This is a genomic window from Rhizobium sp. BK602 (assembly GCF_014195095.1).
GTDB lineage: Bacteria > Pseudomonadota > Alphaproteobacteria > Rhizobiales > Rhizobiaceae > Rhizobium.
Map to the genome: position 1 here is coordinate 507,218 of NZ_JACIBC010000003.1, position 25,152 is coordinate 532,369.

Annotated in this window: 22 protein-coding genes; 11 read left to right on the plus strand and 11 right to left on the minus strand. The window is 62.8% G+C overall.

Annotated elements, in window-relative coordinates; genetic code table 11:
• Positions 1–4: 4 nt before the first annotated feature.
• The 6 genes from FHX11_RS12720 (at position 5) to FHX11_RS12745 (ending at position 7,067) form a co-directional block, all read left to right on the plus strand.
• Positions 5–703, plus strand: coding sequence for an SDR family NAD(P)-dependent oxidoreductase (locus FHX11_RS12720; protein ID WP_184358206.1), 699 nt, complete (start codon positions 5–7; stop codon positions 701–703).
• A 2-nt stretch (positions 704–705) separates the two neighbouring features.
• Positions 706–2,037: an FAD-binding oxidoreductase gene (locus FHX11_RS12725; protein WP_184357987.1), complete on the plus strand. Its 1,332-nt coding sequence runs from the start codon at positions 706–708 to the stop codon at positions 2,035–2,037.
• A 78-nt stretch (positions 2,038–2,115) separates the two neighbouring features.
• The gene (locus FHX11_RS12730; protein WP_184357988.1) at positions 2,116–3,789 is read left to right on the plus strand and encodes a peptide ABC transporter substrate-binding protein; all 1,674 of its coding nucleotides are present in this window, start codon (positions 2,116–2,118) and stop codon (positions 3,787–3,789) included.
• 81 nt (positions 3,790–3,870) lie between these two features.
• Positions 3,871–4,821, plus strand: coding sequence for an ABC transporter permease (locus tag FHX11_RS12735; RefSeq protein WP_184357989.1), 951 nt, complete (start codon positions 3,871–3,873; stop codon positions 4,819–4,821).
• Positions 4,822–4,831: 10 nt separating this feature from the next.
• A complete protein-coding gene (locus FHX11_RS12740) occupies positions 4,832–5,731 on the plus strand; it encodes an ABC transporter permease (protein ID WP_184357990.1) in 900 nt (299 codons plus the stop codon).
• Positions 5,732–5,744: 13 nt separating this feature from the next.
• Positions 5,745–7,067 (plus strand): FAD-binding oxidoreductase, encoded by a 1,323-nt coding sequence (locus tag FHX11_RS12745; RefSeq protein WP_184357991.1) that lies wholly within the window; start codon positions 5,745–5,747, stop codon positions 7,065–7,067.
• Between the two features lie 48 nt (positions 7,068–7,115).
• Here FHX11_RS12745 and FHX11_RS12750 read toward each other — a convergent pair whose 3' ends face one another.
• From FHX11_RS12750 to FHX11_RS12780, 7 genes are all read right to left on the minus strand, one after another.
• On the minus strand, positions 7,116–8,747 hold the full coding sequence (locus FHX11_RS12750; RefSeq protein WP_184357992.1) for an FGGY-family carbohydrate kinase: 1,632 nt from the start codon (positions 8,745–8,747) through the stop codon (positions 7,116–7,118).
• Between the two features lie 2 nt (positions 8,748–8,749).
• Complete coding sequence (locus tag FHX11_RS12755; RefSeq protein ID WP_184357993.1) at positions 8,750–9,478, minus strand: SDR family oxidoreductase; 729 nt, start codon at positions 9,476–9,478, stop codon at positions 8,750–8,752.
• A gap of 124 nt (positions 9,479–9,602) precedes the next feature.
• A complete protein-coding gene (locus tag FHX11_RS12760) occupies positions 9,603–10,853 on the minus strand; it encodes a sugar ABC transporter permease (RefSeq protein WP_184357994.1) in 1,251 nt (416 codons plus the stop codon).
• Positions 10,850–11,671: an ATP-binding cassette domain-containing protein gene (locus tag FHX11_RS12765; RefSeq protein ID WP_184357995.1), complete on the minus strand. Its 822-nt coding sequence runs from the start codon at positions 11,669–11,671 to the stop codon at positions 10,850–10,852. The genes FHX11_RS12760 and FHX11_RS12765 overlap by 4 nt, the downstream gene beginning before the upstream one ends.
• An 88-nt stretch (positions 11,672–11,759) precedes the next feature.
• Positions 11,760–12,845 carry a sugar ABC transporter substrate-binding protein gene (locus FHX11_RS12770; RefSeq protein ID WP_184357996.1) on the minus strand — a complete coding sequence of 362 codons (1,086 nt, stop codon included), beginning with the start codon at positions 12,843–12,845 and terminating at the stop codon, positions 11,760–11,762.
• Positions 12,846–13,051: 206 nt separating this feature from the next.
• Positions 13,052–13,936: an AraC family transcriptional regulator gene (locus FHX11_RS12775; protein WP_184357997.1), complete on the minus strand. Its 885-nt coding sequence runs from the start codon at positions 13,934–13,936 to the stop codon at positions 13,052–13,054.
• Between the two features lie 543 nt (positions 13,937–14,479).
• Positions 14,480–15,466 (minus strand): AraC family transcriptional regulator, encoded by a 987-nt coding sequence (locus FHX11_RS12780; RefSeq protein WP_184357998.1) that lies wholly within the window; start codon positions 15,464–15,466, stop codon positions 14,480–14,482.
• Between the two features lie 515 nt (positions 15,467–15,981).
• Here FHX11_RS12780 and FHX11_RS12785 point away from each other — a divergent pair.
• Genes FHX11_RS12785 through FHX11_RS12795 form a run of 3 tightly spaced genes read left to right on the plus strand, consistent with a single transcriptional unit; the run spans position 15,982 to position 19,702 of the window.
• On the plus strand, positions 15,982–17,478 hold the full coding sequence (locus FHX11_RS12785; protein ID WP_184357999.1) for a sugar ABC transporter ATP-binding protein: 1,497 nt from the start codon (positions 15,982–15,984) through the stop codon (positions 17,476–17,478).
• 17 nt (positions 17,479–17,495) lie between these two features.
• Positions 17,496–18,563, plus strand: a complete 1,068-nt coding sequence (locus tag FHX11_RS12790) for an ABC transporter permease (RefSeq protein WP_184358000.1) — start codon at positions 17,496–17,498, stop codon at positions 18,561–18,563.
• A gap of 44 nt (positions 18,564–18,607) precedes the next feature.
• Positions 18,608–19,702, plus strand: a complete 1,095-nt coding sequence (locus FHX11_RS12795; RefSeq protein WP_184358001.1) for a substrate-binding domain-containing protein — start codon at positions 18,608–18,610, stop codon at positions 19,700–19,702.
• 70 nt (positions 19,703–19,772) lie between these two features.
• On the opposite strand, the gene FHX11_RS12800 is transcribed toward FHX11_RS12795, so the two are convergent.
• The 4 genes from FHX11_RS12800 to FHX11_RS12815 all read right to left on the minus strand — a co-directional run bounded on the left by FHX11_RS12800 (position 19,773) and on the right by FHX11_RS12815 (position 22,953).
• On the minus strand, positions 19,773–20,783 hold the full coding sequence (locus tag FHX11_RS12800) for a LacI family DNA-binding transcriptional regulator (protein ID WP_184358002.1): 1,011 nt from the start codon (positions 20,781–20,783) through the stop codon (positions 19,773–19,775).
• Between the two features lie 129 nt (positions 20,784–20,912).
• Positions 20,913–21,245: a hypothetical protein gene (locus tag FHX11_RS12805; protein ID WP_184358003.1), complete on the minus strand. Its 333-nt coding sequence runs from the start codon at positions 21,243–21,245 to the stop codon at positions 20,913–20,915.
• On the minus strand, positions 21,242–22,129 hold the full coding sequence (locus FHX11_RS12810) for an NAD(P)-dependent oxidoreductase (RefSeq protein WP_184358004.1): 888 nt from the start codon (positions 22,127–22,129) through the stop codon (positions 21,242–21,244). Before FHX11_RS12810 ends, FHX11_RS12805 begins: the two co-directional genes overlap by 4 nt.
• A 65-nt stretch (positions 22,130–22,194) precedes the next feature.
• Entirely contained in the window at positions 22,195–22,953 is a 759-nt protein-coding gene (locus FHX11_RS12815) for an SDR family oxidoreductase (RefSeq protein WP_184358005.1), read from the minus strand.
• Positions 22,954–23,040: 87 nt separating this feature from the next.
• Between FHX11_RS12815 and FHX11_RS12820 the strand changes: the two genes are divergently transcribed.
• The gene (locus FHX11_RS12820) at positions 23,041–23,988 is read left to right on the plus strand and encodes a 2-hydroxyacid dehydrogenase (protein WP_184358006.1); all 948 of its coding nucleotides are present in this window, start codon (positions 23,041–23,043) and stop codon (positions 23,986–23,988) included.
• Between the two features lie 112 nt (positions 23,989–24,100).
• Positions 24,101–25,132, plus strand: a complete 1,032-nt coding sequence (locus FHX11_RS12825) for an L-idonate 5-dehydrogenase (RefSeq protein ID WP_184358007.1) — start codon at positions 24,101–24,103, stop codon at positions 25,130–25,132.
• The last annotated feature ends 20 nt before the right edge of the window (positions 25,133–25,152 follow it).

Sequence of the window (25,152 nt, forward strand, 5' to 3'; positions counted from 1 at the left end):
GAGCATGGGTGAGGAACGGGTCGTCATGATATCCGGCGCCAGCCGGGGGATCGGCGCCGCGCTCGCCGCGGAACTCGCCACCAGGGGCTGGCGGCTGTCGCTCGGCATGCGCAAGCCGGTTATGCCCGCCTGGGCCGACCCCGCGCGCGTCGCCGTCTTTGCCTATGACGCCATGGACGCTGATGCTTCGGTATCATGGACCGGAGAGACGCTCCGCACCTTCGGCCGCATCGACGCCGTTGTCGCCAATGCCGGCATTGGCATCGCGAAGACCGTGATCGAAGCCGATGATGCCGACCTCGACAATTTGCTCGAAGTGAACGTCAAGGCACCGCGAAGACTTGCCAAATCCGCATGGAGCGCCCTTGCTTCAAGCGGTCGCGGCCGGGTCATCATCGTCGCTTCGCTTTCGGGAAAACGGGTGAAATCCGCGAAGTCCGGCCTTTATGCCGTCTCCAAATTCGCGGCCGTCGCGCTGGCCCATGCCATACGCCACACCGGCTTTGACCTTGGCATCCGCGCCACCGCCATCTGCCCCGGCTTCGTCGCGACCGACATGGCGCGCGGCCTTACGAGCAAGCCTGATAGCGAAATGACCGATCCGCGCGACCTCGCCCGCATCATTGCCATGCTGATCGACCTGCCGAACGAGGCAAGCGTCGCCGAATTCACCATCAATTGCCAGCTAGAGGAGTCTTTCTGACCATGCCCGGCCCCTATGTGGTCCCCGTTCACGGGGATGCGGAACTGCCCAAGGAAGTCGACGTCGTCGTCATCGGCGGCGGCATCATCGGCACCTCGACCACGCTGGAACTGGCCGAGCGTGGCCTGCGGGTCGCGCTGTGCGAGAAAGGCGGCATCGGCCAGGAGCAGTCGAGCCGCAACTGGGGCTGGGTGCGCATTTCCAGACGCGACCCGCGCGAAGTACCTCTCATGGCGGAAGCCCTGCGCATCTGGAGCACGCTCGACAAGCGTACCGGCCGCGACACGGGCTACAAGCGCGCCGGCATCATCTTCACCTGCGCCGACGACAAGCAATATGCCGACCACGAGCGCTGGAACCGCAATCTCGAAGGCTATCAGCTCGACAGCCGCATGATCAGCGGTGCCGAATTCAAGAACCTTTTCCCCGGTTCGCGGATGGACCTCAAAGGCGCGCTCTTTACCGCCGCCGACGGCCGTGCAGAGCCGCAGCGGGCCGCCCCCGCCATTGCCGAGGCCGCCCGCGACAAAGGGGCTTCCGTCCTGACCGAATGCGCCGTGCGCGGCATCGAGACGGCCGGCGGCCGGATCTCGGGCGTCATCACCGAGCGAGGCCCGATCGCCTGCAAGGCTGTTGTGCTTGCCGGCGGCGCCTGGTCCAGCCTGTTTGCCGGCATGTTCGGGCTCGATCTGCCGCAATTGAAGGTGATGAATTCCGTGCTGCGCACCAAGCCGCTGGAAGGCGGCCCCGAACAGGCGATCTGGGCCAGCGGCTTCGCCCTGCGCAAGCGTCAGGATGGCGGCTACACCATCGCCTCCGGCCACGAAAACATCGTCGACATCGTACCGAAATCCTTCCGCTATGCCGGCAAGTTCCTGCCGGCGCTGAAGAAGGAATGGCGCTCGCTGAATTTCCGCCTCTCCGGCCGCTTCTTCGACGAAGTGCGCATTCCCGATCGCTGGGCGATGGATGAGGCAAGCCCCTTCGAATATTGCCGCGTTCTCGATCCGAAGCCCTCCACCAAGCTTTCGAACACCGCACTCGCCAACCTCAAGAAGGCATTCCCGATTTTCGAAAAAGCCGAGATCGCGCAGCGCTGGGCCGGCTATATCGATGTCACGCCGGACGCCGTGCCGGTGATCGATGCGATCGACAGCATTCCGGGCTTCCATATCGCCACCGGCTTTTCCGGCCACGGCTTCGGCATCGGTCCGGCAGCCGGCCGGCTCATGGCCGACATCGTCACCGGCAAGCCGCCGGTGGTCGATCGCAAGAACTTCCGCTTTTCCCGCTTCCACGATGGTTCGAAGATCGAACTGATCAGTGGTTTCTGACCTGCCCGAGCAAAGAAGGCAGCACAACGACGAAAGAGAAGAACAGCCGAAATCCTACCAACAAAAAGGGGAACGAACATGTCCGGTAACGATCACGATATGCTGTTGAAACCAACCCGACGCCAAGCATTGACCATGATGGCACTCGGCGCCTCCGGGTTGATCATGCCCAATATCCTCGGTCGCGGCGAAGCTTTCGCGGCGCCGCCCGCCAAACCGACGGGCCAGCTCGTCATCGGCTTCTCGCAGGAGCCGACCGTCTTCAATCCGCACCTGATCCACATCGAAGTCGATGAGGGTATCCATTTCAGCGTCTTCGATCCGCTCTTCGTCGTCACCCCGGAGGGCAAGTTCTCGCCTTCTCTTGCAACGGAAGTCCCGACCGTCGAAAACGGCGGCATCTCGGCCGACGGCCTTCAGTGGAAGATCAAGCTGCGCGACGGCGTGAAGTGGCATGACGGCACGCCGTTCACCGCCGAAGACGTCAAGTTCACCCTCGAACTCATGGTCGATCCAAATTTCCGCAGCTGGCGCAAGACCGGCCATGAACTGGTGCGCGACCTGACTGTCGTCTCGCCGACGGAAATCACCTGGAGGATGGAGAAGCCGTTTGCGCCCTACCCCTCGATCCTCGCCATGACCTTCATCGTGCCAAAGCATATCCTCGGCGCGGAGAAGGACAAGAACACCGCCCCCTTCAACAATGCGCCCATCGGCACCGGCCCGTTCAAATGGGTCGAGCGTATCCCCGGCGATCACATCACGCTTGCGGCCAATACCGACTATTTCGGCGATGGCCCCTATCTCGAAACCCTGGTCTACAAATATGTTCCCGACCTGACGGTGCTTTATACGCAGTTCAAGACCGGCGACATCGACGTCGTCGGCCTGCAATGGATCACTCCGGATCACTATGACGAGGCCAAGGGGCTGGATGGCAAGGCCGTTGCCATCGTGCCGGCCGCCACGGTCGAATCCGTCGGCTTCAACATGGAGCGGCCGCAGTTCAAGGACCCGGCGGTACGCGAGGCGCTCTACTACGCGATCGACAAGCAGACGATCATCGACGCGCTCTACTACGGCCTGCCGACACCGACCGAGAGCTACATTCCGCAGCAATCCTTCTATTACAACCCGGACCTGCCGAAGCAGGAGTTCAGCCCCGACAAGGCCAAGAAAATCCTCGACGACGCCGGCTGGAAGCCCGGACCAGACGGCATTCGCGTGAAGGACGGGGTCAAGCTTTCCTTCACCAACTCCACCACTGCCGGCAACCATATCCGCGAGCAGGTGCAGCAGTTCATGCAGCAGACCTTCAAGGATATCGGCGTGGAGCTCACCATCTCCAACCTGCCGCCGGCGGTCATGTGGGGTGACTATTGGACGATGTCGAAGTTCGATTCCGTCATCGTCGGCATCAACTTCCAGACCGGTTCCGATCCCGACACCTCGGATTATTTCCGCTCCACGGCGATCAATGCCAAGGGTGGAGCCGGGCAGAACTCCTGGCAATATGCCAATCCCGAGGTCGACAAGCTTCTGGCGGAAGGCGGCCAGATCTTCGTGCCGGAGGAGCGCAAGAAGGTCTACCAGAAGATCCAGGAGATCATGCGCCACGACCTGCCCTTCCTGCCGCTCTTCCAATACGCGACCGTGCGCGGCCACAAGGTCGGGGTCGAAAACGTCACCCCCAATATCAACGTGCGTATCGACACATGGAACGTCGGCACCTGGTATTGGGCCAAGGCCTGATCGTCCCGTTCCAGCCCTTCGACCCGTGAAGGGTCGAAGGGCTGGCTGCTTCCCGCCTCGCAACCATCGGAGACGAATGCCATGCTGCGCTATCTCCTCAGTCGCCTGTGGCAGAGCCTGATACTGCTGCTGCTCGTATCGATGATCGGCTTTGCCGTCCTCACCCTCGCCCCTGGTGGACCGTTGTCGCAATATACGCTGACGCCGGGCATGACCAAGGAAGCGCTCGACCGGATCGCGGCGCAGATGGGCCTCGACCGGCCGCTGCCGATCCAATATCTCGACTGGCTGCGACATCTGCTGATGGGCGATTGGGGTCATTCCTATCGCGACAACCAGCCGGTGCTGTCGATCATTCTCGGCCACCTCTTCGCGACGTTGCTGCTGATGGGCACGTCGATGGTGATCGCCATCGCGGTCGGCACCTGGATCGGCATCAAGGGCGCCACCAAGCGCTATTCGATCTTTGACTATAGCGCCACGATCGGCGCCATGGTGGCGCTATCGATCCCGACCTTCTGGTTCGGTCTCGTCGCCATCTACATTTTCTCACTGAAGCTGAAGTGGCTGCCGGCCGGCAACATGTACACGGTCGGCAACGGCTCGTTCAGTGACTATGCGATCCATCTGATCATGCCGAGCCTGGTGCTCGCGCTCGTCAACATCGCGGTCTGGAGCCGCTACATGCGCACCGCCACGCTCGAGGTCATCAACCAGGATTTCGTGCGCACCGCCAAGGCCAAGGGTCTCTCGCCCCGGCGCGTCCTGATGCGCCATGTCGTCGGCAATGCCCTGTTGCCGATGATCACGCTCGCCGGCCTGCAACTGCCGACGATCCTCGGCGGCGCGCTGGTGGCCGAGACGGTCTTCACCTGGCCGGGAATGGGGCGTCTCTTCCTCGACAGCCTCGGCTATAGCGACTACCCGGTCGTCATGGGCCTATTGATGTTCTCGGCAATCTTCGTGCTGATCGGCAATCTGCTCGCCGATCTGCTCATTGCCTTCGTCGATCCACGCGTCCGGCTAGGTTAGGAGAAACGCCATGTCTTCCTCCTCCCCCGCAACTCTTTCCCAATCCGTCTTCGCCCATTCGCGCTGGTGGCAAAATCGCACGCTGCGTCGCTTCATGCGCCACAGGCTCGCGCTGCTCGGCGTCGCGATGATCACGCTCATCGTGCTTGCCTGCCTGTTCGGACCGTCGCTGCTCCCCTATGACGAACTCTATATCGACCTACGTGCCCGTTTCGCGCCGCCCTTTACCGCCGGCTACCATATTTTCGGCACCGATCCGCTCGGTCGCGACGTTGCCGTGCGCCTGTTCATGGCGGGCCGGATTTCGCTTCTGGTCGGCTTCTTCGCGATGGTGCTCAGCACGTTGATCGGAACGGTAATCGGCGTGGTCGCCGGCTATTACGGCGGACGCATCGGGACAGTGCTGATGCGCTTCGTCGATGCCTTCCTGTCGTTTCCGGGCATCTTTCTGCTGCTGGCGCTGGCCGCCTTCATCAAGCCGAGCCCCTTCATGATCACCGTCATCATCGCGGTCACGAGCTGGATGGAGACGGCGCGCATCGTCGAGGCAGAGGTGCGGTCGCTGCGCGAACGCGACTTCGTGCTGGCCGCCCGCATGCTCGGCCTCTCCAACAGATGGATCATGTTTCGCGAGCTGCTGCCGAACGCCATCGGCCCGATCATCGTCGCCGCCACGCTGACGGTCGCCCGCGCCATCCTGCTGGAAGCCTATGTCAGCTTCCTCGGCTACGGTATCCAACCGCCGCTTCCGAGCTGGGGCAATATGCTGAACGGCGCCCAGCAATATCTGGCAAGCGCCCCCTGGCTCGCCATCGTTCCCGGCGTCGCCATCACGCTGGCGGTCACCAGTTTCAACTTCATCGGCGACGGCCTGCGCGACGCGCTCGACGCGCGCAGCGATCTCCACTGAGAAGGGCTAGACGGTGACGGTCTTTTCTCCCTTTGCCACCACGCTCTGGTATGCGACCGCCACTCCCGCTCCGGCCACGACGCCGCTCGAGGGCCGCGTGGATGCCGATGTCTGCGTGGTCGGCGGCGGCTATACCGGTTTGACGACCGCGCTTGCGCTCGCCAAGGATGGCGTGCGCGTCGTGTTGCTGGAGGCGCAGGAGGTCGGCTTCGGCGGCTCGGGCCGCAATGCCGGTCATTGCACGCCGACCTTCACGCATTACAGCTTGCCGGAACTGCGTCACATGCTCGGCGAACCCTGGGCCGAGCGCCTGATCGCCCGCCAGACCCGTGCCAACGATCAGGTCTCGACCATGATCCGGCATTATCAGATCGAATGCGAATGGCAGCAAAACGGCTATGTGATGGGTGCGCAGACACCGAAAGCGGTCGAGACGCTTGAGGCGAAAGCCCGCGACTACAATGCCGTCGGCGCCCGCACCCGGGTTCTCGATAAAAGCGAAGTGGAAGCGATCACCGGCAGCCCCCGCTTCTTCGGCGGCTGGCTGCATGAGGAAGGCGGGCACCTCAATCCGCTCGGCTATGCGCGTGGCCTGGCGCGCGCCGTCCTGCAGGAAGGCGGCCACGTCTACACGCGCTCGCCGGTGACGGGCTGCGAGCGCGAAGGCAGCGGCTGGGTCGTGAAGACCGAAAAAGGCTCCGTAGTTGCTGACAAGGTCATCTTCGCCACCGGCGCCTATACGGTCGGCGGCTGGCCCAGGCTCGACCGCACCTTCAAGATCCAGAGGGTCTTCGTGGCGGCGACCCAGCCTCTCTCCGAGGACGAGCGAATGAGCGTCCTGCCGCAAAACACCACGATCCATGACGGCCGCGGCGATATCTATGTCTACAAATACAATGCCGAGGGCCGCATCGTCGCCTCGATGTTCCCGATGGGACGGCGCGGACGCGATCTCGCCTATACGCATCGGGTGATGTCGGACCGGCTGCGCTGGCTGCACCCGCAGATCAGGCAGGATATCCGTTGGGACTTTCTCTGGTTCGGCGAACTCGACATGCAATACCGGACCGTGCCGCGGCTCTACGATCTCGCGCCCGGCGTCGTTGCGCTAACAGGGCTGTCCGGCCGTGGCGTGCCGACAGGCAGCATGCTGGGCGGCATCCTGTCCGAATGGGCCAAGGGCGTGCCGGACAAGGATCTGGCGCTGAAGATCGAACCGCTTTCGGCCGCGCCCTTCTATATGGGATTCGCGCCGCAGATGACGCTGCGCTATTACCGCGTCGCCGACTGGGTCAGGGCGAAGCTTTCGGGCGCGCCCTTGCCACCACACGCCTGACCGTCGCTCGTGACGCCTAGCCCATGCATCGTGGACTATGGCACATGGTCAGGTCCCGGAAAATAATGCACGGACGTCCCTTTCAGCGCGCTGCAGCCGCTCGAACGCCACATAGCGCTTCTCATGAAGGGCAGCGACCTGACCGCCTGCGGGGGCGAAGACCTCGGAAAACCGCGACATCGCATGCATAGCCGCATCCAGCGACGGATAGCGGCCGGAGGCGAGCGCCCCCAGCATGGCCGCCCCCAGAAGCACCGGCTCCTCGGTGTCGGTCACGGCGACGGGGACATTGGTCGTGTCGGCGAGGATCTGGCGCACCAGATTGCTTTGCGCCGCCCCGCCGCTCGCAACGATCGTATCGATGCGCATGCCATTGGCGGCAAGCGTTTCGATGAGCTGGCGCAGGCCGTAGCCGATCCCGCAAAGACCGGCGATGTAGAGGGACACGAGGTCGGAAATGTCGTTTTCAAGGCCGAGCCCGGCGATGACAGCCCTTGCCTCGGGATCGGCATGGGGAGACCGATTGCCGAGAAACTCCGGCACGACATGGATCGACCGCGCAAGCGCTACGGCCTCTTTCGGATCAGGGCTCAGTTCGGTCGCCTGCCGCTCCAGCCAGCCGACCAGTGACAGGCCCGCGGCTTTGGCCTTGGAGGCAGCTTCGGCGGCGGCCGGATGCATGGTGACGAGATGATCGATCGCCGCACCCGCTGCGGACTGGCCTCCCTCCGTCAGCCACAGTCCCGGCACCATGGCCGAATAATACGGTCCCCAGACACCATCGACGAAGACCGGCGCCTCATTGGACGCCATGGAGCAGGCGGAGGTTCCGAAGATATAGGCGAGACGGCTTTCGAGATGGACCTTGCCATCCGTCCCCGCAGCACCGAGCGTCCCGATCCCGCCGGCATGGGCATCGATCAGCGATGCGGCCACCGGCGTGCCGGCCGCAAGGCCGAGATCGTGAGCGGCATTTTCGAGCAAGCCGCCGCCTAGGGCGGAGCCGGGATCGACGATATCGGTTCCGATCCTTGCAAAATCCTCATCGGCCAGCTCGGCCAGACCGATATCCCGGAAATAGGCCGCATCCCAGCGCTTCTCATGCGCGAGATAGGTCCATTTGCAGGTGACGGTGCAAACCGAGCGGCTGAGCGAGCCGGTCGCCCGCCATGTCAGATAATCGGCGAGATCGAAGAAATGATCGGCGGCGGCGAAGGATTGCGGCAGGTTCCGCTTCAGCCAGAGGAGTTTCGGCGTCTCCATCTCCGGCGAGATGCGCCCGCCGACATAGCGCAGCACCTCATGATCGCCGGCATTGATCTCCGCCGCCTCGCCGGCGGCGCGATGATCCATCCATACAATGATGTTGCGGGCGGGATCGCCGGAAGGGCCGACCGCGACGGGCGAACCATCGGCCTTGACGGCAACCAGCGAGCAAGTCGCATCGAAGCCGACGCCCGCCACCTCGGAGGCACTGATGCCCGCCTCGGCAACGGCCTCGCGGACGCTGCCGCAGACCGCCTGCCATATCTGCTCGCTCGACTGCTCGACGACATGTCCGGCCTCGTGCCAGATGGTGATCGGCCGCTTTGCCGAGCCCCGCAGCCTGCCGGCACCGTCGAAGACGCCTGCCCTTGCGCTGCCGGTGCCCACATCGATGCCAACGAAATAAGCGGTCATGGTCACAAATCCGTGCTGAGCGGCAGGATGACGAGGTCGCGGATCGTGATGTTGCGCGGCCTCGAGAGCATGAAGATCACCGCCTCGGCGACCTCCGTCGCCTCCATCAATCCACCAGCCGCGATGGCTTCGTCAAGCTTTGCCTGCGGCCAGTCGCTGATGAGCGCGGTCACCACCGGCCCCGGCGCCACGGCGCCGACACGGATGCCATGCTTGGCGACCTGACGGCGCACCGTGTGGGTAAACGCCTGTATGGCATGCTTGGAAGCCGTATAGATCGGCTCCCAGACGACCGGCACCAGCCCGGCAATGGAGCTGGTCATGATGATATCTCCGGTCTTCCGCTCCACCATATGCGGCAGTACGGCCCGCACGGAACGGAAGGCGGCGTTAATGTTGAGGTTCAGCATCCGGTCCCAGGCGTCGGGATCGCCTTCGGCCACTTCCCCGCCGATATAGGCGCCGGCATTGGCATGAAAGATATCCAGCTTGCCGAACGTGTCGAGGATCTGCGGCAGCATCGTCGCCACGCTTGCCGGATTGGTGAGGTCGATAACGACAGGAAAGGCGCGCGGGCCCAGTTCCGCCGCCAGTTCCTTCAGCCTGTCCTCGGCCCTGTCGATGAGCGCGACACTCGCGCCCTCGTTCAGCAATGCCTTGGCGCATTCAAGCCCGATGCCGGAGGCGGCGCCGGTGATCGCCGCGACTTTACCGGAAAAATCCTGTCTCATGAGGGTCCTACTTTTTAGAGCAATTCCAGGAAAAGTGCGTCAGCGGTTTTCCGTCCGGAATTGCGTCAAAACAATGGGATAGAGCGGCTCAGGGCTTCCGTGAAATGCTGAGCCGCTCTGGGTATCAGGCCCGCCCGTGCGAAGCGCGGGAGCGGCGAGCGACGGAATCGACGATGACGGCGATGGCAAGGACCGCACCGGTGATCATGTAGCGAAGGGCCGACGACAGATCCAACATGGTGAGCCCGCTGGCGATCGACTGAATGACGATGATGCCGAGCAGCGAGGAATAGGCGCTGCCGCGTCCGCCGAAGAGGCTGGTCCCGCCAATCACGGCGGCGGCGATCGCATTCAGATTGACATCGCCGGTGCCGGCCTGCTGGCTTGCCGAGGCAAGGCGCGCGGCGGCCATCACGCCCCCGAGTGCCGCAAACATCGCGCAGAGAACGAAGGCGCTGGTATAGATGCGCCGGACATTGATGCCGGCGCGCCGCGCCGCCTCGCGATTGCCGCCAACGGCTGCCATCGACCGACCCCATTGGGTGCGGGTCAGCGCATAGTTCATGACGATGACGAGCACCACGAAGAGCGCGAACATCCAGGGAATGCCGCGATCCTGATTGAGGTAGAAAGCGACAAACACCAGGGCTGCGGTCAGCGCGAGCGAACGGATGACGAGGCCGCTCAGCGAGCGGGCCGACAGGTTGGCTTTCCGGCGGCGCTCGGCGGCGCGATAGCCCGTCCACAGCATCGCAATGCCCGGAAGCAGCGCGAAAAGATAGGCGAGCGGCTTGGGGATGACCAATAGCTGACCGAAGTTCACGACCGCCGAACCATAGGGCAGGTTGATGGAACCGGTAGCGCCGAGCAGATAGAGCTGCATGCCGAGCACCGCGAGCAGGCCCGCCAGCGTCGACACGAAGCTCGGCATGCCCAGCCGGTTGAAAAGCAAGGCATAGAGCGATCCGATCACGCCGCCGACGATGAGCGCCGCGAGGATGGCTGCCGCGACCGGCCAGCCCTCGTTGACCCAGAGCATGCCGACCATGGCCGAGGCGAAACCGCTGATGGAGCCGACGGAAAGATCGATTTCGCCGACCATCAGCACGCAGACGATACCGAGCGAGATCACGCCGACGGTCGAGGCGTCGAAAAGCAGGTTGGCGAGATTGTTGCTCGATAGAAAGGTCGGGTTGAGCGTGCCGAAGACGGTCCAGATGATGACCAGGCCGACGACCACCGGCAGCGATCCGAGATCGCCGGAGCGCACTTTGTCGATCGACGAGCGGATCGTCGCCGCAAGCCCGGCATCGTGATTGACACGAACATCGCTGCGGTCGAGCAGCGTCACGGCTTGTTTTGTATTGCCTGTCATATCCGACCCTCCTGCCCGCTGTCCTGCTGCGCCTGACGGCGGCTGGCGCGGCGGGAAACGGCATTTTCCGTCGCACCGGTAATGGCGCTGACGAGTTCCTGGTTCGATGCATCCGGGTAGAAGATGCCATTGTTGCGGCCAAGCCGGAGCACGACGATACGATCTGCCACAGCCCGGACATCCTCCATATTATGGCTGATCATCACCACGCCGAGGCCGCGGTCGCGCACCCGCTCGATGAGGTTCAGCACCTCGGCCGTCTGGGCGACACCGAGCGCGGCCGTCGGCTCGTCTAGCAGGATGATCTTCGGCTCGAGCAGCAGCGAACGCGCAATCGCCACCGTCTGCCGTTGTCCGCCCGACAGCGAAGCGATCGGAATGCGCACGCTCGGGATGCGGGCCGAAAGCTCGTTCAGCAGCGTCCAGGCGCGAACCTCCATCGCCGTCTCGTCAAGCTGCAGCGGGCTCAATTCGCGTCCCAGAAAGATGTTGGCGACCACATCGAGATTCTCGCAAAGGGCAAGGTCCTGGAAGACGGTCGCGATCCCGAGAGACAGCGCGGCGCTTGGATCGCCGAGCGTCACCTTGTCGCCACGGAAGGTAATGGTTCCCGAGCTCGGCTGATGCACCCCGGCCAGAACCTTGACGAGCGTCGACTTGCCGGCGCCGTTGTCGCCGACGAGTGCCACGACTTCGCCGGCATGCACGTCGAGATCGATATCGGTGAGCGCCGAGACGGCACCGAAATGTTTGGAAATGCCCTTGAGGCTGAGGATGAGCTCGCCTGTCGGGCTTGGGTGGTCGCTGGCGCCGGTCATGTGTCGCGAGCCTTTCGTTGATTTGGCCTGTTTCCCTGGCGATCTCCCGGCCGCCGCGCTGGACGGCCGGGATTTGGTCTGGGAGGTATTACTTGATGATGCCGAGCGTCTTGCAGCCTTCGGCATAGCGGTCACCGCACAGTTGCTCCGCAGTCTGGATCGGCTTGCCGTTGACCTGCTTGTCGATGATCTCGGCCTTAAGGTTTTCCGCCGTCACCAGCGCCGGCGTGAAGAGTTGCGTCGGCGTGTCAAAGAGCTTGGTATCGGCCTTCGGCGTTTCGCCCGACAGCAATTGAATGGCAACATTCGCCGCTGCTGCCGCCACGATCTCGCTCGGCTTGGAGATGGTGTTGTACTGATCGCCGGCGATGATGAGCTGCAGGCCGGCAATCGTCGCGTCGTTGCCGGTCACGGGCGGAACCGGGTCCACACCGGCCGCCTTGAAGGCCGCGACGGCGGCACCGCCCGTGCCGTCATTGGCCGCGACGACACCGACGATCTTCTTGCCGAAGCGGGTGATCTGGCCGCTTGCCCATTGCTGCGCCTTCGGCGGCGCCCATTCCGGCGTGTCGAATTCGGCCAGCACCGGATAGCCGCCGTCGGCAAGACCGGCATGGATGCCCTTCTTGATGAGACCGGCGGCCGCATCGGTCGGAGAACCGTTGATTTCGAGAAGACCGCCATCACCGGCCTTCACGCCTTTCGCCTTCAAATGATCGACAAGCGACTTGGCGATCGCCTTGCCGATTTCCTCGTTGTTGAAGGAAACATAATAGTCCGCGGCGGCGGAGGGGATCGGCCGGTCATAGGCGATGACCTTGACGCCCTGGCTCTGGGCAAGCTTGACGAGCGATGCCGCCGCCGTCGAATCGACCGGATCGAGCACGATTGCCTTGGCACCCTGCGAGATCGCCGAATTGAACTGCTGCTGCTGGCGCGAGGCATCGCCATTGGCATTCTGATAGATCACCTTGCAGCCAGCGCAGAGCTTCTTCATCTCTGCCTGGAAGCCCGGATAATCATGCTCTTCATAGCGGGTCGAGCTCTGGTCGGGCATGAGGAAGGCAACGGTCGCATCCGTCACCTTCGCCGACTGCGCGAAGGCGGATGCTCCGCTCAGAAGACCCGCGGCAAGCGCTGCCGCACCCGCCAGTTTCCATGCAAATTTGCTCATTGGAATTTCTCCGTTCCAAATGTAAAGGTTTCGATCAGGTTCCCGGTTCGTCGCTCGAGCCCGGGTCCCCGCATGAGCCTGGCCTCGGCGGGCTTTCCAGCCTTCGCCAGCCGGCTTTTTCGAGACAAGACATCCCCTCGTGCGGCCGTCAGCCGCCCGTTTCGCCTTGCCCAAATTGTTGTCCGTTCCTCCCTGTCCTCCCCTTCTTAGGCGGCCTCCACCGCTCCCATGTTTTGCGCCAGCAACGCCCTGAACCGCGAGGGCGCCATGCCCTTCTGCTCCAGAAAACGGCGATTGAAATTCGAGATATTGTTGAAGCCCGTCGCAAAGCAGATGTCGGTGATCGACATGTCCGACTGGCTCATCAGCAGATGGCAGGCAAAGTTGACGCGCAGACGATTGACATATTGTACCAACGCCATGCCGGTATGCCGACGAAAACTGCGGGAAAACGAGCTGGGGCTCTGCCCGGTGAGCGCTGCCAGATCCCCTTCGCTGAACGGCTCGGTCAGATGCGCATTGATATAGGCAAGCGCCTTGTTGACGCCGGCCGACATGAAGCCGGAGGGATCGGGATGATAGAGCGCGCTCGCAAGCGTGCGCGTGCCCTGCGCCGAACTCAGCGCATTCAGCACATTCATGAAGAGCTCGATACGGCGGATACCCTGCGCCTCCACGAGTTCGCCCAGGATCGGCCCGACGATCGCGGCGGTCTCGGGCGTGAAGAGCGCGCCGCGCCGGCTCATTTCCAGGATACCGGCGCAGGCGGAAAGTTCTGGAAATATCTTGGTAGCGTCCGCAAGGAAGAATTCGGAAAACTGCAACACGCGGCAGCGCAGCGGCAGGCAGGTGCCCGGCGGCACGTCGCTGACCCAGTTGTGCGGCAGGTTCGGTCCCGTCAGGATCAGATTTCCCGGCTCGAATTCGCCGATGAAATCACCGACGAAATATTGGCCCGTCGTGGCGACCACATGATGGATCTCGTATTCGGGATGAAAATGCCAGCGAACCGTGCGGTAGGGATAACCATGCTCCCAGGCCTTGAAGGACTCGCCGCTGCCAATGGCAACCACTTCCAAATCGGGGCTCATCCTGCATACCTCCCTTCGCCTTCGATCATTGTCTCGTCGCACCTCCTCCCAGAGACACGGAACGATCCGATAAAGCGACGTTACGCGCGGATGTCGTCAGCCGCTACTACGCCATGCACCAAGAACTGATACTTTTTTGACATCCGGCAAGAGCTTCCAATACTCGAAGGGCCTTCGACGGACATTCGTCGGCCGATGGAAATCCGGCCTCGCGCGTCATTTCGGCGACTGACATTGCTGCCATCGCTTATGGGCGGGAATCTCTCATCGTGAAAGGAGGAACGGCGGGCCGAGCGCCAGGATAGCGTCTCGAGGAAATCCCGCCCATCGAAGTTGGGGTGTCGACGGGCGGGAGTCGTTGTTGTCCGTACCGATCGATACCAGGCAACAGCAACCGCTGCGAGACTGTCCTATAGCCCATTGAACTTCAATGCGGGATGACGATCGGCAGGGGACGGCGATCCGCTTTCCTGCGTATTCGGTATAAACTTTGCGCGCCTTGAACAAAGTACGGCATCCGGCATCGATGCCTGCCAACCGCCTCTACAGGCTGTCGCCTCTCCCCATTTTGGCCGTGTTCGACGGCATCTCGCCAAACGATTGGTGATAGAGCGCCGCAAAACGGCCCATATGGGAAAATCCCCAACTTCGCGCCACGTCGGCAACCGACTGACAGCACTTCGGGTCCGTCAGGGCTTTGCGGGCACCTTCCAGGCGGATCGCCCGGAGGTAGTTCAGTGGCGTGGTGTTCTTGAACTGCTGAAAGGCGGCCTGCAGCGCTCTCACGCTCGTACCAGCTTCCTGCGCGATATCGGCAATTCCCATCGGCGAGGAAACATTGGCGTGCATATATTCGATCGCCCGCTTCAGGCGCTTTGGAATCGCCGGAGAAACCGGTCTTTCCAGCCGCGCCGAATAGTTGTTGGGAACGCTCTCGAGCAACGCGATCATCATCGCCTGCATCAACCGCTCGACAAAGGCCGATGAGGGCCGATCCGCCTCCGCGACATTCAGAGAATTCCAAACGAGATGGCCGAGTGCCGCTATCCGCGCGCCGGATACCGTTGCCAGGTCGATCGCATGGTCGAAATCGATACGGCCAACGACGGGTGCGTCCAGCAATTCGCTCAACTGCTGGATCATGGCGGATTTCTCGAAGGCCATGCCGATATGGCTGCGATCCTCATGAAGCGTCAACCGCTCGAAGCGGGACATATCGGCGAGAAGCGCCGTTGCCGGCTTCGAAACGAGTTGCTTGCGGCCCGTATCCACTTCCATCACTCCGGACGACGGCAGGTAAAGCGCGTAGGCGTCCGGCGCCCGCGAAAGCGTCACCTTCATTCCGGAATGACATTTCCCATTCCAGACATCGCAGCGCCCGACGGCGAAATGACGATCCTCCACGGAGATCAAGGCATCCGGCTGCAATGGCTCCACGAGCGCGGGCGACAGGGTCTTGGCATAATGCTCCGACATCGCATCGGGGCTGGCCTGCACAATCTTGAAATCAGATTGAGTGACGTACCTCATTTACGCTCCTGAACAGGCGATCTCCGAAAGCACGCATGGTGCGCCTTCAGCCTCTAAAAAGCAGATCCGCGATTGCTATAATCCCACCAACGATATCAGCACGCATACCGCATGCAACACGCCGCAACGTATTTTCTATCCAAGACACAATAGTATTGTCCACAATAAGGCGCGATCTTCCAAAATTCCCTCGGCCATACTTTAGTAAAAAGAAGAATGAAGCTTCAATCATTCTCCGTGACATTCGAAAAAGCGGTGAAATGACATCATATTCATTCATAATATGAAAGTATTACCTATTTGAAGCATAAAGTTACTTTAAGTTGTGCGTATATCCACGCACCAAAACCAGCAGCATTGGCTGGGCACCGTATTGACGAACCGATAGCCAGATACTCCGAAGAGGCGCGCTCCTCCTCGCGATCCCTTTGACAAGGCGCCTGCTCGACAGAGCCTCTTGACGGAATGTTATCGATAACATAGCCTCACCTCATCGAAGCTTTGGGAGGAGCGAGATGGACGACGGGAAGCTGCTCGAATTTTGCGATATCACCAAGGAATTCGGTGGAACGCGTGCCCTGTCGAACGTCTCGCTGGATCTCAAATCCGGAGAGATCCTGGCGCTGCTCGGCGAGAACGGCGCGGGAAAATCGACGCTCATCAAGACGCTCGCGGGCATCTATCGGCCGGATGGCGGCCAGATCCTGTTTCGCGGCAAGCCCTATCATCACCGCCCGCCACAGCCGAACCAGCGCCAGCCGGTCGCCTTCATCCATCAGGATCTCGGGCTGATCGAATGGATGACCGTCGGTGAAAATGTGGGCCTGGCGCAGGGCTATTCGCTGCGCGGCCGCCTGATCGACTGGCGGGCGACCGAGCGGCGCACCGCCGAGGCCCTGAAACTGGTCGGCTGCGATTTCGATCCGTCGACCCGCGTACAGGAGTTGACTCGCACCGAAAAATCCCTGGTGGCGATCGCCCGCGCGCTGGCCGTGGAGGCCGATGTGCTCGTGCTTGACGAGCCTACGGCAAGCTTGCCCGCCGATGAAGTCGAGAAGCTGTTCGCCGCCATCCGCCCGCTGAAGGAGCGCGGCGTCGCGATGATCTACGTCTCGCATCGCCTGGACGAAATCTTCCGGATCGCCGACCGCGTCGCGGTGCTGCGCGACGGACAGCTCGTCGGTCAGAAGCCGGTTTCCGACACCACATCCGACGAACTTATCCGCATGATCGTCGGTCGCAAGGCCGACCAGCTTTTCGTCAAGGCCGAGCGTAGCGCCGGTCCGGCCATCGTTTCGGTCAAGGAGCTGTCCTGCCGCGGTGCCGGTCCCGTCTCCTTCGACATCCGCCAAGGGGAGCTTCTCGGCCTCGTCGGCCTGCGGGGCGCCGGCCAGGAGCTGATCGGACGGGCGCTCTTCGGCTGCGAGCCATCGAGCGGCTCGGTCCGGCTGAACGGTGCCGAGCCGGATCTTTCCAGTCCCGTCGCCGCCATGGCGTCCGGCATCGGCCTCATCGCCAGGGACCGGACGGAGGAGTCGGTCGCCATGTCGCTGAGCCTCAGGGAAAACACATTCCTCAATCCCGGCGCATCCGGCCGCAACCTGCTCTCGTTTCTATCGCCGAAGCGCGAGGCCGAGATGGCCTATGCACTGGGCGGCCGCGTCGGCCTCAGGCCCAATGACCAGGCACTGGCGATCGAGGCCCTGTCGGGCGGCAACCAACAGAAGGTGGTCGTCGGCCGCTGGCTGACAACGGGTCGCAAACTGCTGATCGCCGAAGATCCCACCGCCGGCGTCGATGTCGGCGCCAAGGCGGACATCTACCGGCTGATCGCCGAGGCGGTGGAAGGAGGGCTCGCTGTCCTCGTCGTGTCCACCGACTTCGAGGAGATCGCCCATATCTGCCATCGTGCCCTGGTGTTCTCGCGCGGCCGGATCGTGCGGGAACTGAGTGGCGCCGCACTGACGACACCGGCGGTCATCGCCGCCGCGTCCGCATCCGAAGCCGCCTAAATCGGAGAAGAACCCCCATGCAATCGATCGAATCCAATGCGCTCGAACCCACCCGATCCGAGCTGGCGGGAATGAGCTTCGGCCAGAAGATCCAGCGGCTTCTGCCGGTCTACGGGCTCGTCATCCTGACCGCCCTGCTGATCCTCTTATTTTCCATCCTGCTACCGCAGACCTTCCCGACGCTGCTCAATCTGCGTTCGATCGTCTCGGACAAGACGATCATCGCCATCCTGTCGCTGGCGGCGATGATCCCGATGGCCGCCGGGCGCATCGACCTGACGATCGGCTACGGGATCGTGCTCTGGCACGTGCTGGCCATCAGCCTGCAGACCATGTTCGGCCTGCCCTGGCCGGTCGCCGTTCTGATCGTGCTGCTGCTCGGCGCGCTTACCGGCTTCCTGAACGGGCTGCTGGTCGAAATCGCCAAGATCGACAGCTTCATCGCCACCCTCGGCACCGGCACCGTGCTTTACGCCATAGCACTCTGGCATACCGGCGGCCGGCAGGTAGTCGGCATGCTGCCGCAGGGCTTCTATGCCCTCAACGGAACCATGGTCTTCGGCCTGCCGATCACCGGGCTCTATGTCCTGGCCCTGGCCTTCGTGATGTGGGTCATCCTCGAATACACGCCGATCGGCCGCTACATCTATGCCATCGGCGCCAATCCGAAGGCCGCCGCCCTGAACGGCATCCCGGTGCGCCGTTTCGTCATCGGTGCTTTCGTGACCTCGGGCACGCTTGCCGCCGTCGCCGGCGTCCTGCTCGCCTCGAAGCTGCGCATCGGCCAGGCGAGCGTCGGCCTGGAATATCTTCTGCCGGCGCTCGTCGGCGCCTTCCTCGGCTCCACCACCATCAAGCCCGGCCGCGTCAATGTCTGGGGCACGATGATCGGTGTCATCATCCTGGCGGTCGGCATTGCCGGCATCCAGCAGATCGGCGGTTCGTTCTACGTGGAGCCGCTGTTCAACGGCGTCACCCTGCTGGTGGCCATCGGCATCGCCGGCTACGCCCAGCGCCGCCGCAGCCACACCGGGAGGATGGCACCGGCGCAGAAGCCGCAACTACCCGCCAAGACCACAGAATAACTGAAGATCATATTGCTTTGATTTCCAAAGGGAGGAGACAGACAATGAAACGCAGATATTTCCTGCAGGCAACCACCGGCTTGCTGATGCTATGCACCACCCAGGCCTTCGCCGATCCGCTGGCCGACGCCAAGGCCGTCGTCGACAAATATGCCTCGGCGGTCAAGCAATGGGACGGCCCGACCACCGGTCCCAAGGCACAGGCGGGCAAGACCATCGTGGTTCTCGCCGGCGATCTCAAGAACGGCGGCATTCTCGGCGTCAGCAACGGCGTCGAGGAAGCGGCCAAGGCGATCGGCTGGCAAGTCAAGGTGCTCGATGGCGCCGGTTCGATCGGGGGAAGAACCGCGGCCTTCGGCCAGGCGATCGCGCTCAAGCCGGACGGCATCATCATCGATGGCTTCGACGCGGTCGAACAGGCACCCGCCCTGGAACAGGCGAAGGAGGCAAAGATCCCGCTGGTCGCCTGGCACGCCGGCCCGGTCATCGGCCCGGACGACAAGAGCGGCCTGTTCGCAAATGTCAGCACCGATGCGATGGAAGTGTCGAAGGCCGCGGCCGACTGGGCCTTTGTCGACGCCAAGGGCAAGCCGGGTGTCATCATCTTCACGGATTCGACCTATGCCATCGCCATCGCCAAGGCCGACAAGATGAAGGCCGAGATCGAGCGGCTTGGCGGCAAGGTGCTCGAATATGTCGATACGCCCATCGCCGAGACATCGCAGCGCATGCCGCAGCTCACCACGTCGCTCCTGCAGAAATACGGCGATAGCTGGACGCATTCGCTTGCCATCAACGACCTCTATTTCGACTTCATGGGCCCGTCTCTCGCGTCGGCCGGCAAGGGCGGCACCGACGCGCCGATCAACGTCGCCGCCGGCGACGGCTCGCAATCCGCCTATGAGCGCATTCGCGCCGGCCAATTCCAGAAGGTCACGGTCGCCGAACCGCTGAACCTGCAGGGCTGGCAGCTCGTGGACGAGCTCAACCGCGCCTTTGCGGGCGAAAAATGGTCGGGCTATCTGTCGCCGCTGCATGTGGTGACGGCCGACAATGTCGAATTCGACGGCGGTCCGCAGAACACCTTCGATCCCGGCAACGGCTATAAGGATCAGTACAAGAAGATTTGGGGCAAGTGACCCCCGGTCTCATGGAAAAGAAAGAAGCGCGGCCCATGGGCCGCGCTTTGCTTTTGACGGCAATCATCGATCAGCGACTGCTGTCGCGAACAATCAGCTCCGGCGATATCCGGACGTTTTCCGCAGCCTGATTGTCGAGAATATCCAGGATCAGCCGCGCCGTCTTCTCCCCGATCTCGCGAGCGAAGGCGTTGATCGTCGTCAGCGTCGGCACGCAGACCTCACCGATCTCGTAATTGCCAAAGCCGCCGATCGCGAACCGCTCCGGCACCGCGACACCGAGCCGGCGACATTCCGTCAGCGCGCCGTAGGCGGCGAGATCGGAGACGCAGACGATGGCTTCCGTATCCGGATAATTCTCGATCAATCGCGCCATCGCATTGGCGCCCTCGCGCATCGAAATCGGCGGCGCGCCGGCGGCAATCAGGCGGGATGCGTCCAGCCCATGCGCCTGCATCGCGGCAATGAAGCCTAAACGCCGTTCGCTGCCGCGCGTGTCGCGCCCGACATCGCCACCGATGAAGGCGATACGGCGATGGCCCGCGCCGACGAAATGGTCCACCATCTGGCGCACGGCATCCGCGTTGGAGAACCCCACGTAATGGTCGATCGGCTCGCCGGGAATATCCCAGGTTTCGATCACCGGTATATTGACCGTTTCCAGCAGGCGCCGGGCGCGCGGCGTATGCCTGCCGCCGGTGACGACGATCGCCTGCGGCTTGCGGCGCAGAAGCTGCTCGATGAGCCGCTCCTCCTCCTCGATGTTATAGTTGGTATAGCCCAACAGAATCTGCATGTTGCGCGCGGCAAGCGTATCGGTAAGCCCGCCGACGGTATCCGCGAAATTGGCGTTGTTGATCGACGGGATCGTAACGGCGACAAAATCGGATTTCTGCGAGCGCAGGTTGGATGCCGTGCTGTCGAAGACATAACCGAGATCCTCGGCGGCCTTGAGAATGGCCTCCCTGGTATCGGCACTGACCAGGCTGTCGGCCTTGAACGCGCGCGACACCGTCATCGGGGAAACTCCCATGACGCGGGCAATGTCAGCCATGGTCGGCGGCTTGCGGATATTGCTCATCGACAGCCTATGTTATCGTTACCACGAAACTAATATGCGTCGCCTCCGGATGGCAAGTGCATGCCCTTCGCTTATCTTGGGACGAGACGGCGAGCCTGGCCCAATCGGATAGCGGTCGCGGCAAGCGGCTTAAAGCGTGAATTCATTCGCGAGCGTCACATGATGATGGATACGCCCTTCGAAGAAGCGGGACAGCACGGCTTCCGTCGCGGCACGGGCCTCGGCACGCGCGGGGCTCGCGAGTGCCGCCTCGACGGCCGCAAGATCGGGGTAGTTGATGGCGAGGATCATGGGATATTCCGGAGCGCCCTCGTCCCGGCTCTCCGCGAAAGACACGCGGACGTCGAGGGCGCCTGGAAACTGCTTCCACTTCGGCAGGATCGTCTGCATCACGGCAGCGCGGAATGCCTCGGTCTCGCCATCCCTCACCTTCCCCTCGAACAAGGCATAGCGTGTTATCATCCGGCGATCTCCTTGTCCGGTCCCTTGAAAAACTCCATCAGCGCCGCCTGATCCTCGCCGCCGAGGCCGGCCGCCGTCAGCATGCGATGGACCTCCGCACAAACCGCCGTCAGCGGCATGGCAGTGTTGGTGCGCCGGGCAAGATCCTGCGCGCCATTCAGATCCTTGACCATGTTGTCGATCCGGCCGGTGCGGCGATAATCCTTGGCCACGTAGCGCGGCATGTATTCCTGCAAGAGCGCGCTGTCGGCACGCCCGCCCTTCAGCGCCTGCGGGATCTTGGCGGCATCCACACCGGCATCGAGCGCCAGTTGCGTCGCTTCCGCCACGGCGAGGAAATTCAGCGCGCACAGCACCTGGTTGATCAGCTTCGTGGTCTGTCCCGCGCCTGACGGCCCCATATGCGTATAGTTCGAGGCGACATGCTTCAGCACCTGATGCGCATCGGCGACATCCTGTTCGCGGCCGCCGGCCATCAGCGTCAATTGGCCGATCAGCGCCTTGGGCGCGCCTCCGGACAGCGGGCTATCCACCCAGCGCAAGCCCTTTTCCGCCGCATCGGCGGCGAGCGCCTTCGTCGCATCCGGGTCGATGGAGGACATGTCGATGATCAGCGCTCCGGCCCTGGCGCCCTCAGCGACACCACCGGCGTTGAACACGGCGGCACGGACGATCTGCGGAGAATTCAGGCTGAGAATGACATAGTCCGACACGGACGCTGCCTGCGCCGCGCTGGCGGCGGCAGTCGCGCCTTTTTCCACCAGCACCGCCACCTTTTCCTTGTCGAGGTCGAAGACCGTCAGATGGTTGCCGGTCTCCACCAGCCGTGCGCCGATGGCGCCGCCCATGGCGCCGGCGCCGATCAGTGCCACTTTGTTGCTCATGGCTCATCCTCCTCCCAGTTGAGCATCGATTGATCGGCCGATCGATATCGGCCGCCGTGCACGCCTTAAAGCGACGCGGTGATGCCTCCGTCGACATAAAGCACATGACCGTTGACGAAGGAGGATGCATCGGAGGCCAGGAAGATGCAGGCACCGACCAGTTCCTCGACACGTCCCCAGCGCCCGGCCGGCGTACGCTTTTCCAGCCATGCCGAGAAATCGGCGTCGGCGACGAGCGCCGCGTTCAGCGGCGTATCGAAATAGCCCGGCGCAATGGCGTTGCACTGCAGCCCGTACTTGGCCCAATCCGTTGCCATGCCCTTGGTGAGATTGCCGACGGCCCCCTTGGTCGCGGTATAGGGCGCGATCGAGGGCCGCGCCAATGCGGTCTGGACGCTGGCGATGTTGATGATCTTGCCGGCGCCGCGCTTGATCATATGGCGGGCGGCGGCCTGTCCGACGTTGAACACGCTGGATATGTTGGTCCGAAGCAGCCGCTCGAAAGCATCGGCGGGGAACTCCTCCAGCGGCGAGCGGAACTGCATGCCGGCATTGTTGACCAGGACATCGATGGCGCCGGTCTCGGCTTCGAACGTGTCTATCGCCTTTCGAGCCGCCTCATGATCCGTCGCATCGAAGGGCAGGACATGAACCTTACCGGCAAAGGAAGCCGCAGCCTTGGAAAGCTTTTCGGCATCGCGGCCATTGAGCACCAGCTCGGCGCCCGCATCCGCCAATCCCTTGGCAAGCGCAAGCCCGATGCCCTGGGACGAACCCGTCACGAGGGCGCGCCGCCCTTTCAGATCGAAGAGGCCAAGAGACATCGTTTCCTCCGTTTTTTATCTCGACAAGCATTGTTCTCCCTGTTTATGTTATCGATAACATTCGATGTCAAGGGAGCAGACAAAAAGATGGACAAGCCCATAATCCTTCAGATCGGACCCTATCCGCAATGGGATCAGGAACCTCTGGACGCGGCATTCCACGTTCACCGCTATTTCGAATCGACGGACAAGACGGCGCTTCTGGCCGATGTCGGCCCATCGGTGCGGGCGATCGCCACGCGCGGCGAGCTTGGCGCTAATCGCGCCATGATCGAGGCCTGCCCCAAGCTGGAGGTGATCTCGGTCTATGGCGTCGGTTTCGACGCGGTCGATCTCGCAGCCTGCCGCGAACGCGGTATCCGCGTGACGAACACGCCCGACGTGCTCACCAATGATGTCGCCGATCTCGGCATCGCCATGATGCTCTGCCAGTCGCGCGGCATGCTCGGCGCCGAAACATGGGTGCGCGACGGAAGCTGGGCGAGCAAGGGCCTCTATCCGCTGAAGCGCCGCGTCTGGGGACGTCGCGCCGGCGTGCTCGGCCTCGGACGCATCGGCTTCGAGGTCGCCAAGCGCCTGAAGGGCTTCGACATGCAGATCGCCTATTCCGACGTCGAGGCGAAGAGCTACGCGACGGACATGGAATTCGTGGCCGATCCGGTGAAGCTGGCGGAGCAGTCCGATTTCCTGTTCGTGACGCTGGCAGCCTCGGCCGCGACCCGTCACATCGTCGGAAAAGAAGTGATCGAAGCGCTCGGACCGGAAGGCATGCTGATCAACATATCCCGCGCCTCCAACATCGACGAAGACGCGCTGCTGGATGCGTTGGAAACAGGCAAGCTCGGCTCGGCGGCGCTCGACGTCTTCGAAGGCGAGCCGAAACTCAACGAGCGCTTTCTGACGCTGGACAATGTTCTTTTGCAGCCCCACCACGCCTCGGGTACTATCGAGACCCGCAAGGCCATGGGACAGCTCGTCCGTGACAATCTCGCCGCCCATTTTGCCGGCCAGCCGTTGCTGACACCCGTTCTTTAGAGCGTATCCGCGCTTCACGGAACCGCTGAAACGCTCTAACCTGTTGTTTTTACGCAAATCTGGACGGGAAACCGCTGCACACTTTTCCTGGATTTGCTCTAAGGAGAAAGACATGAAAGCCATCGTCGCTCACGCCGCCAAGGACTTGCGGATCGAGGACTATCCGGAGGAGGAGCCGGGTGCGGGAGAGGTCAAGCTGAAGCTCGCCACCGGCGGCGTCTGCGGCAGCGACCTGCATTACTACAACCACGGCGGCTTCGGCGCCGTCCGCCTGAAGCAGCCGATGATCCTCGGCCATGAGGTCAGCGCAACGGTTACGGCACTTGGCCCTGGCGTCGAAGGGCTCGAGATCGGCCAGCTCGTCGCCGTTTCCCCCTCGCGTCCCTGCCGGACCTGCCGCTACTGCCAGCAGGGCCTGCACAATCAGTGCCTGAACATGCGCTTCTACGGCAGCGCCATGCCCTTCCCGCATATTCAGGGCGCATTCCGCGAAACGCTGGTGGCCGATGCGATCCAGTGCGTTCCCGCCGACGGCCTGACGGCCGGCGAAGCGGCCATGGCCGAACCGCTGGCCGTCACCCTGCACGCGACGAAACGCGCCGGCGAGCTGCTCGGCAAGCGCGTCCTCGTGACCGGCTGCGGACCGATCGGCGTGCTGTCTATTCTCGCCGCGCGCCGCGCCGGGGCCGTGGAAATCGTCGCGACCGATCTGTCGGATTTCACGCTTTCCCTTGCAAAACAGGCTGGCGCGGACAGGGTTATCAATACGAAGGAAGACCCGGAGGCGCTCGCCGCCTATTCGGCCGACAAGGGCACTTTCGACGTCCTCTATGAATGCTCGGGCGCCGCTCCTGCCCTCGTCGGCGGCATCGCCGCGCTGCGGCCGCGCGGCATCATCGTGCAGCTGGGTATCGGTGGCGACATGACACTGCCCATGCTGGCCATCACCGCCAAGGAACTGGACCTGCGCGGCTCGTTCCGCTTCCATGAGGAATTCGCCTTCGGCGTCGACCTGATGCGCAAGAGCCTGATCGACGTAAAGCCGCTGATCACCCATTCCGTGCCGCTGAATGACGCCATCAGTGCCTTCGAGATTGCCTCGGATCGCAGCCGGGCGATGAAGGCGCAGATCGTCTTCGCCTGACGCACCAAATAAAAGGGCCT

What these genes read in the sequence shown, in the direction of transcription:
- FHX11_RS12720 (WP_184358206.1), top strand. Translation starts at nt 5, where the DNA reads ATGGGTGAGGAACGGGTCGTCATGATATCCGGCGCCAGCCGGGGGATC.
- FHX11_RS12725 (WP_184357987.1), top strand. Translation starts at nt 706, where the DNA reads ATGCCCGGCCCCTATGTGGTCCCCGTTCACGGGGATGCGGAACTGCCC.
- FHX11_RS12730 (WP_184357988.1), top strand. Translation starts at nt 2,116, where the DNA reads ATGTCCGGTAACGATCACGATATGCTGTTGAAACCAACCCGACGCCAA.
- FHX11_RS12735 (WP_184357989.1), top strand. Translation starts at nt 3,871, where the DNA reads ATGCTGCGCTATCTCCTCAGTCGCCTGTGGCAGAGCCTGATACTGCTG.
- FHX11_RS12740 (WP_184357990.1), top strand. Translation starts at nt 4,832, where the DNA reads ATGTCTTCCTCCTCCCCCGCAACTCTTTCCCAATCCGTCTTCGCCCAT.
- FHX11_RS12750 (WP_184357992.1), bottom strand. Translation starts at nt 8,747, where the DNA reads ATGACCGCTTATTTCGTTGGCATCGATGTGGGCACCGGCAGCGCAAGG.
- FHX11_RS12755 (WP_184357993.1), bottom strand. Translation starts at nt 9,478, where the DNA reads ATGAGACAGGATTTTTCCGGTAAAGTCGCGGCGATCACCGGCGCCGCC.
- FHX11_RS12760 (WP_184357994.1), bottom strand. Translation starts at nt 10,853, where the DNA reads ATGACAGGCAATACAAAACAAGCCGTGACGCTGCTCGACCGCAGCGAT.
- FHX11_RS12765 (WP_184357995.1), bottom strand. Translation starts at nt 11,671, where the DNA reads ATGACCGGCGCCAGCGACCACCCAAGCCCGACAGGCGAGCTCATCCTC.
- FHX11_RS12770 (WP_184357996.1), bottom strand. Translation starts at nt 12,845, where the DNA reads ATGAGCAAATTTGCATGGAAACTGGCGGGTGCGGCAGCGCTTGCCGCG.
- FHX11_RS12775 (WP_184357997.1), bottom strand. Translation starts at nt 13,936, where the DNA reads ATGAGCCCCGATTTGGAAGTGGTTGCCATTGGCAGCGGCGAGTCCTTC.
- FHX11_RS12780 (WP_184357998.1), bottom strand. Translation starts at nt 15,466, where the DNA reads ATGAGGTACGTCACTCAATCTGATTTCAAGATTGTGCAGGCCAGCCCC.
- FHX11_RS12785 (WP_184357999.1), top strand. Translation starts at nt 15,982, where the DNA reads ATGGACGACGGGAAGCTGCTCGAATTTTGCGATATCACCAAGGAATTC.
- FHX11_RS12790 (WP_184358000.1), top strand. Translation starts at nt 17,496, where the DNA reads ATGCAATCGATCGAATCCAATGCGCTCGAACCCACCCGATCCGAGCTG.
- FHX11_RS12795 (WP_184358001.1), top strand. Translation starts at nt 18,608, where the DNA reads ATGAAACGCAGATATTTCCTGCAGGCAACCACCGGCTTGCTGATGCTA.
- FHX11_RS12800 (WP_184358002.1), bottom strand. Translation starts at nt 20,783, where the DNA reads ATGAGCAATATCCGCAAGCCGCCGACCATGGCTGACATTGCCCGCGTC.
- FHX11_RS12805 (WP_184358003.1), bottom strand. Translation starts at nt 21,245, where the DNA reads ATGATAACACGCTATGCCTTGTTCGAGGGGAAGGTGAGGGATGGCGAG.
- FHX11_RS12810 (WP_184358004.1), bottom strand. Translation starts at nt 22,129, where the DNA reads ATGAGCAACAAAGTGGCACTGATCGGCGCCGGCGCCATGGGCGGCGCC.
- FHX11_RS12815 (WP_184358005.1), bottom strand. Translation starts at nt 22,953, where the DNA reads ATGTCTCTTGGCCTCTTCGATCTGAAAGGGCGGCGCGCCCTCGTGACG.
- FHX11_RS12820 (WP_184358006.1), top strand. Translation starts at nt 23,041, where the DNA reads ATGGACAAGCCCATAATCCTTCAGATCGGACCCTATCCGCAATGGGAT.
- FHX11_RS12825 (WP_184358007.1), top strand. Translation starts at nt 24,101, where the DNA reads ATGAAAGCCATCGTCGCTCACGCCGCCAAGGACTTGCGGATCGAGGAC.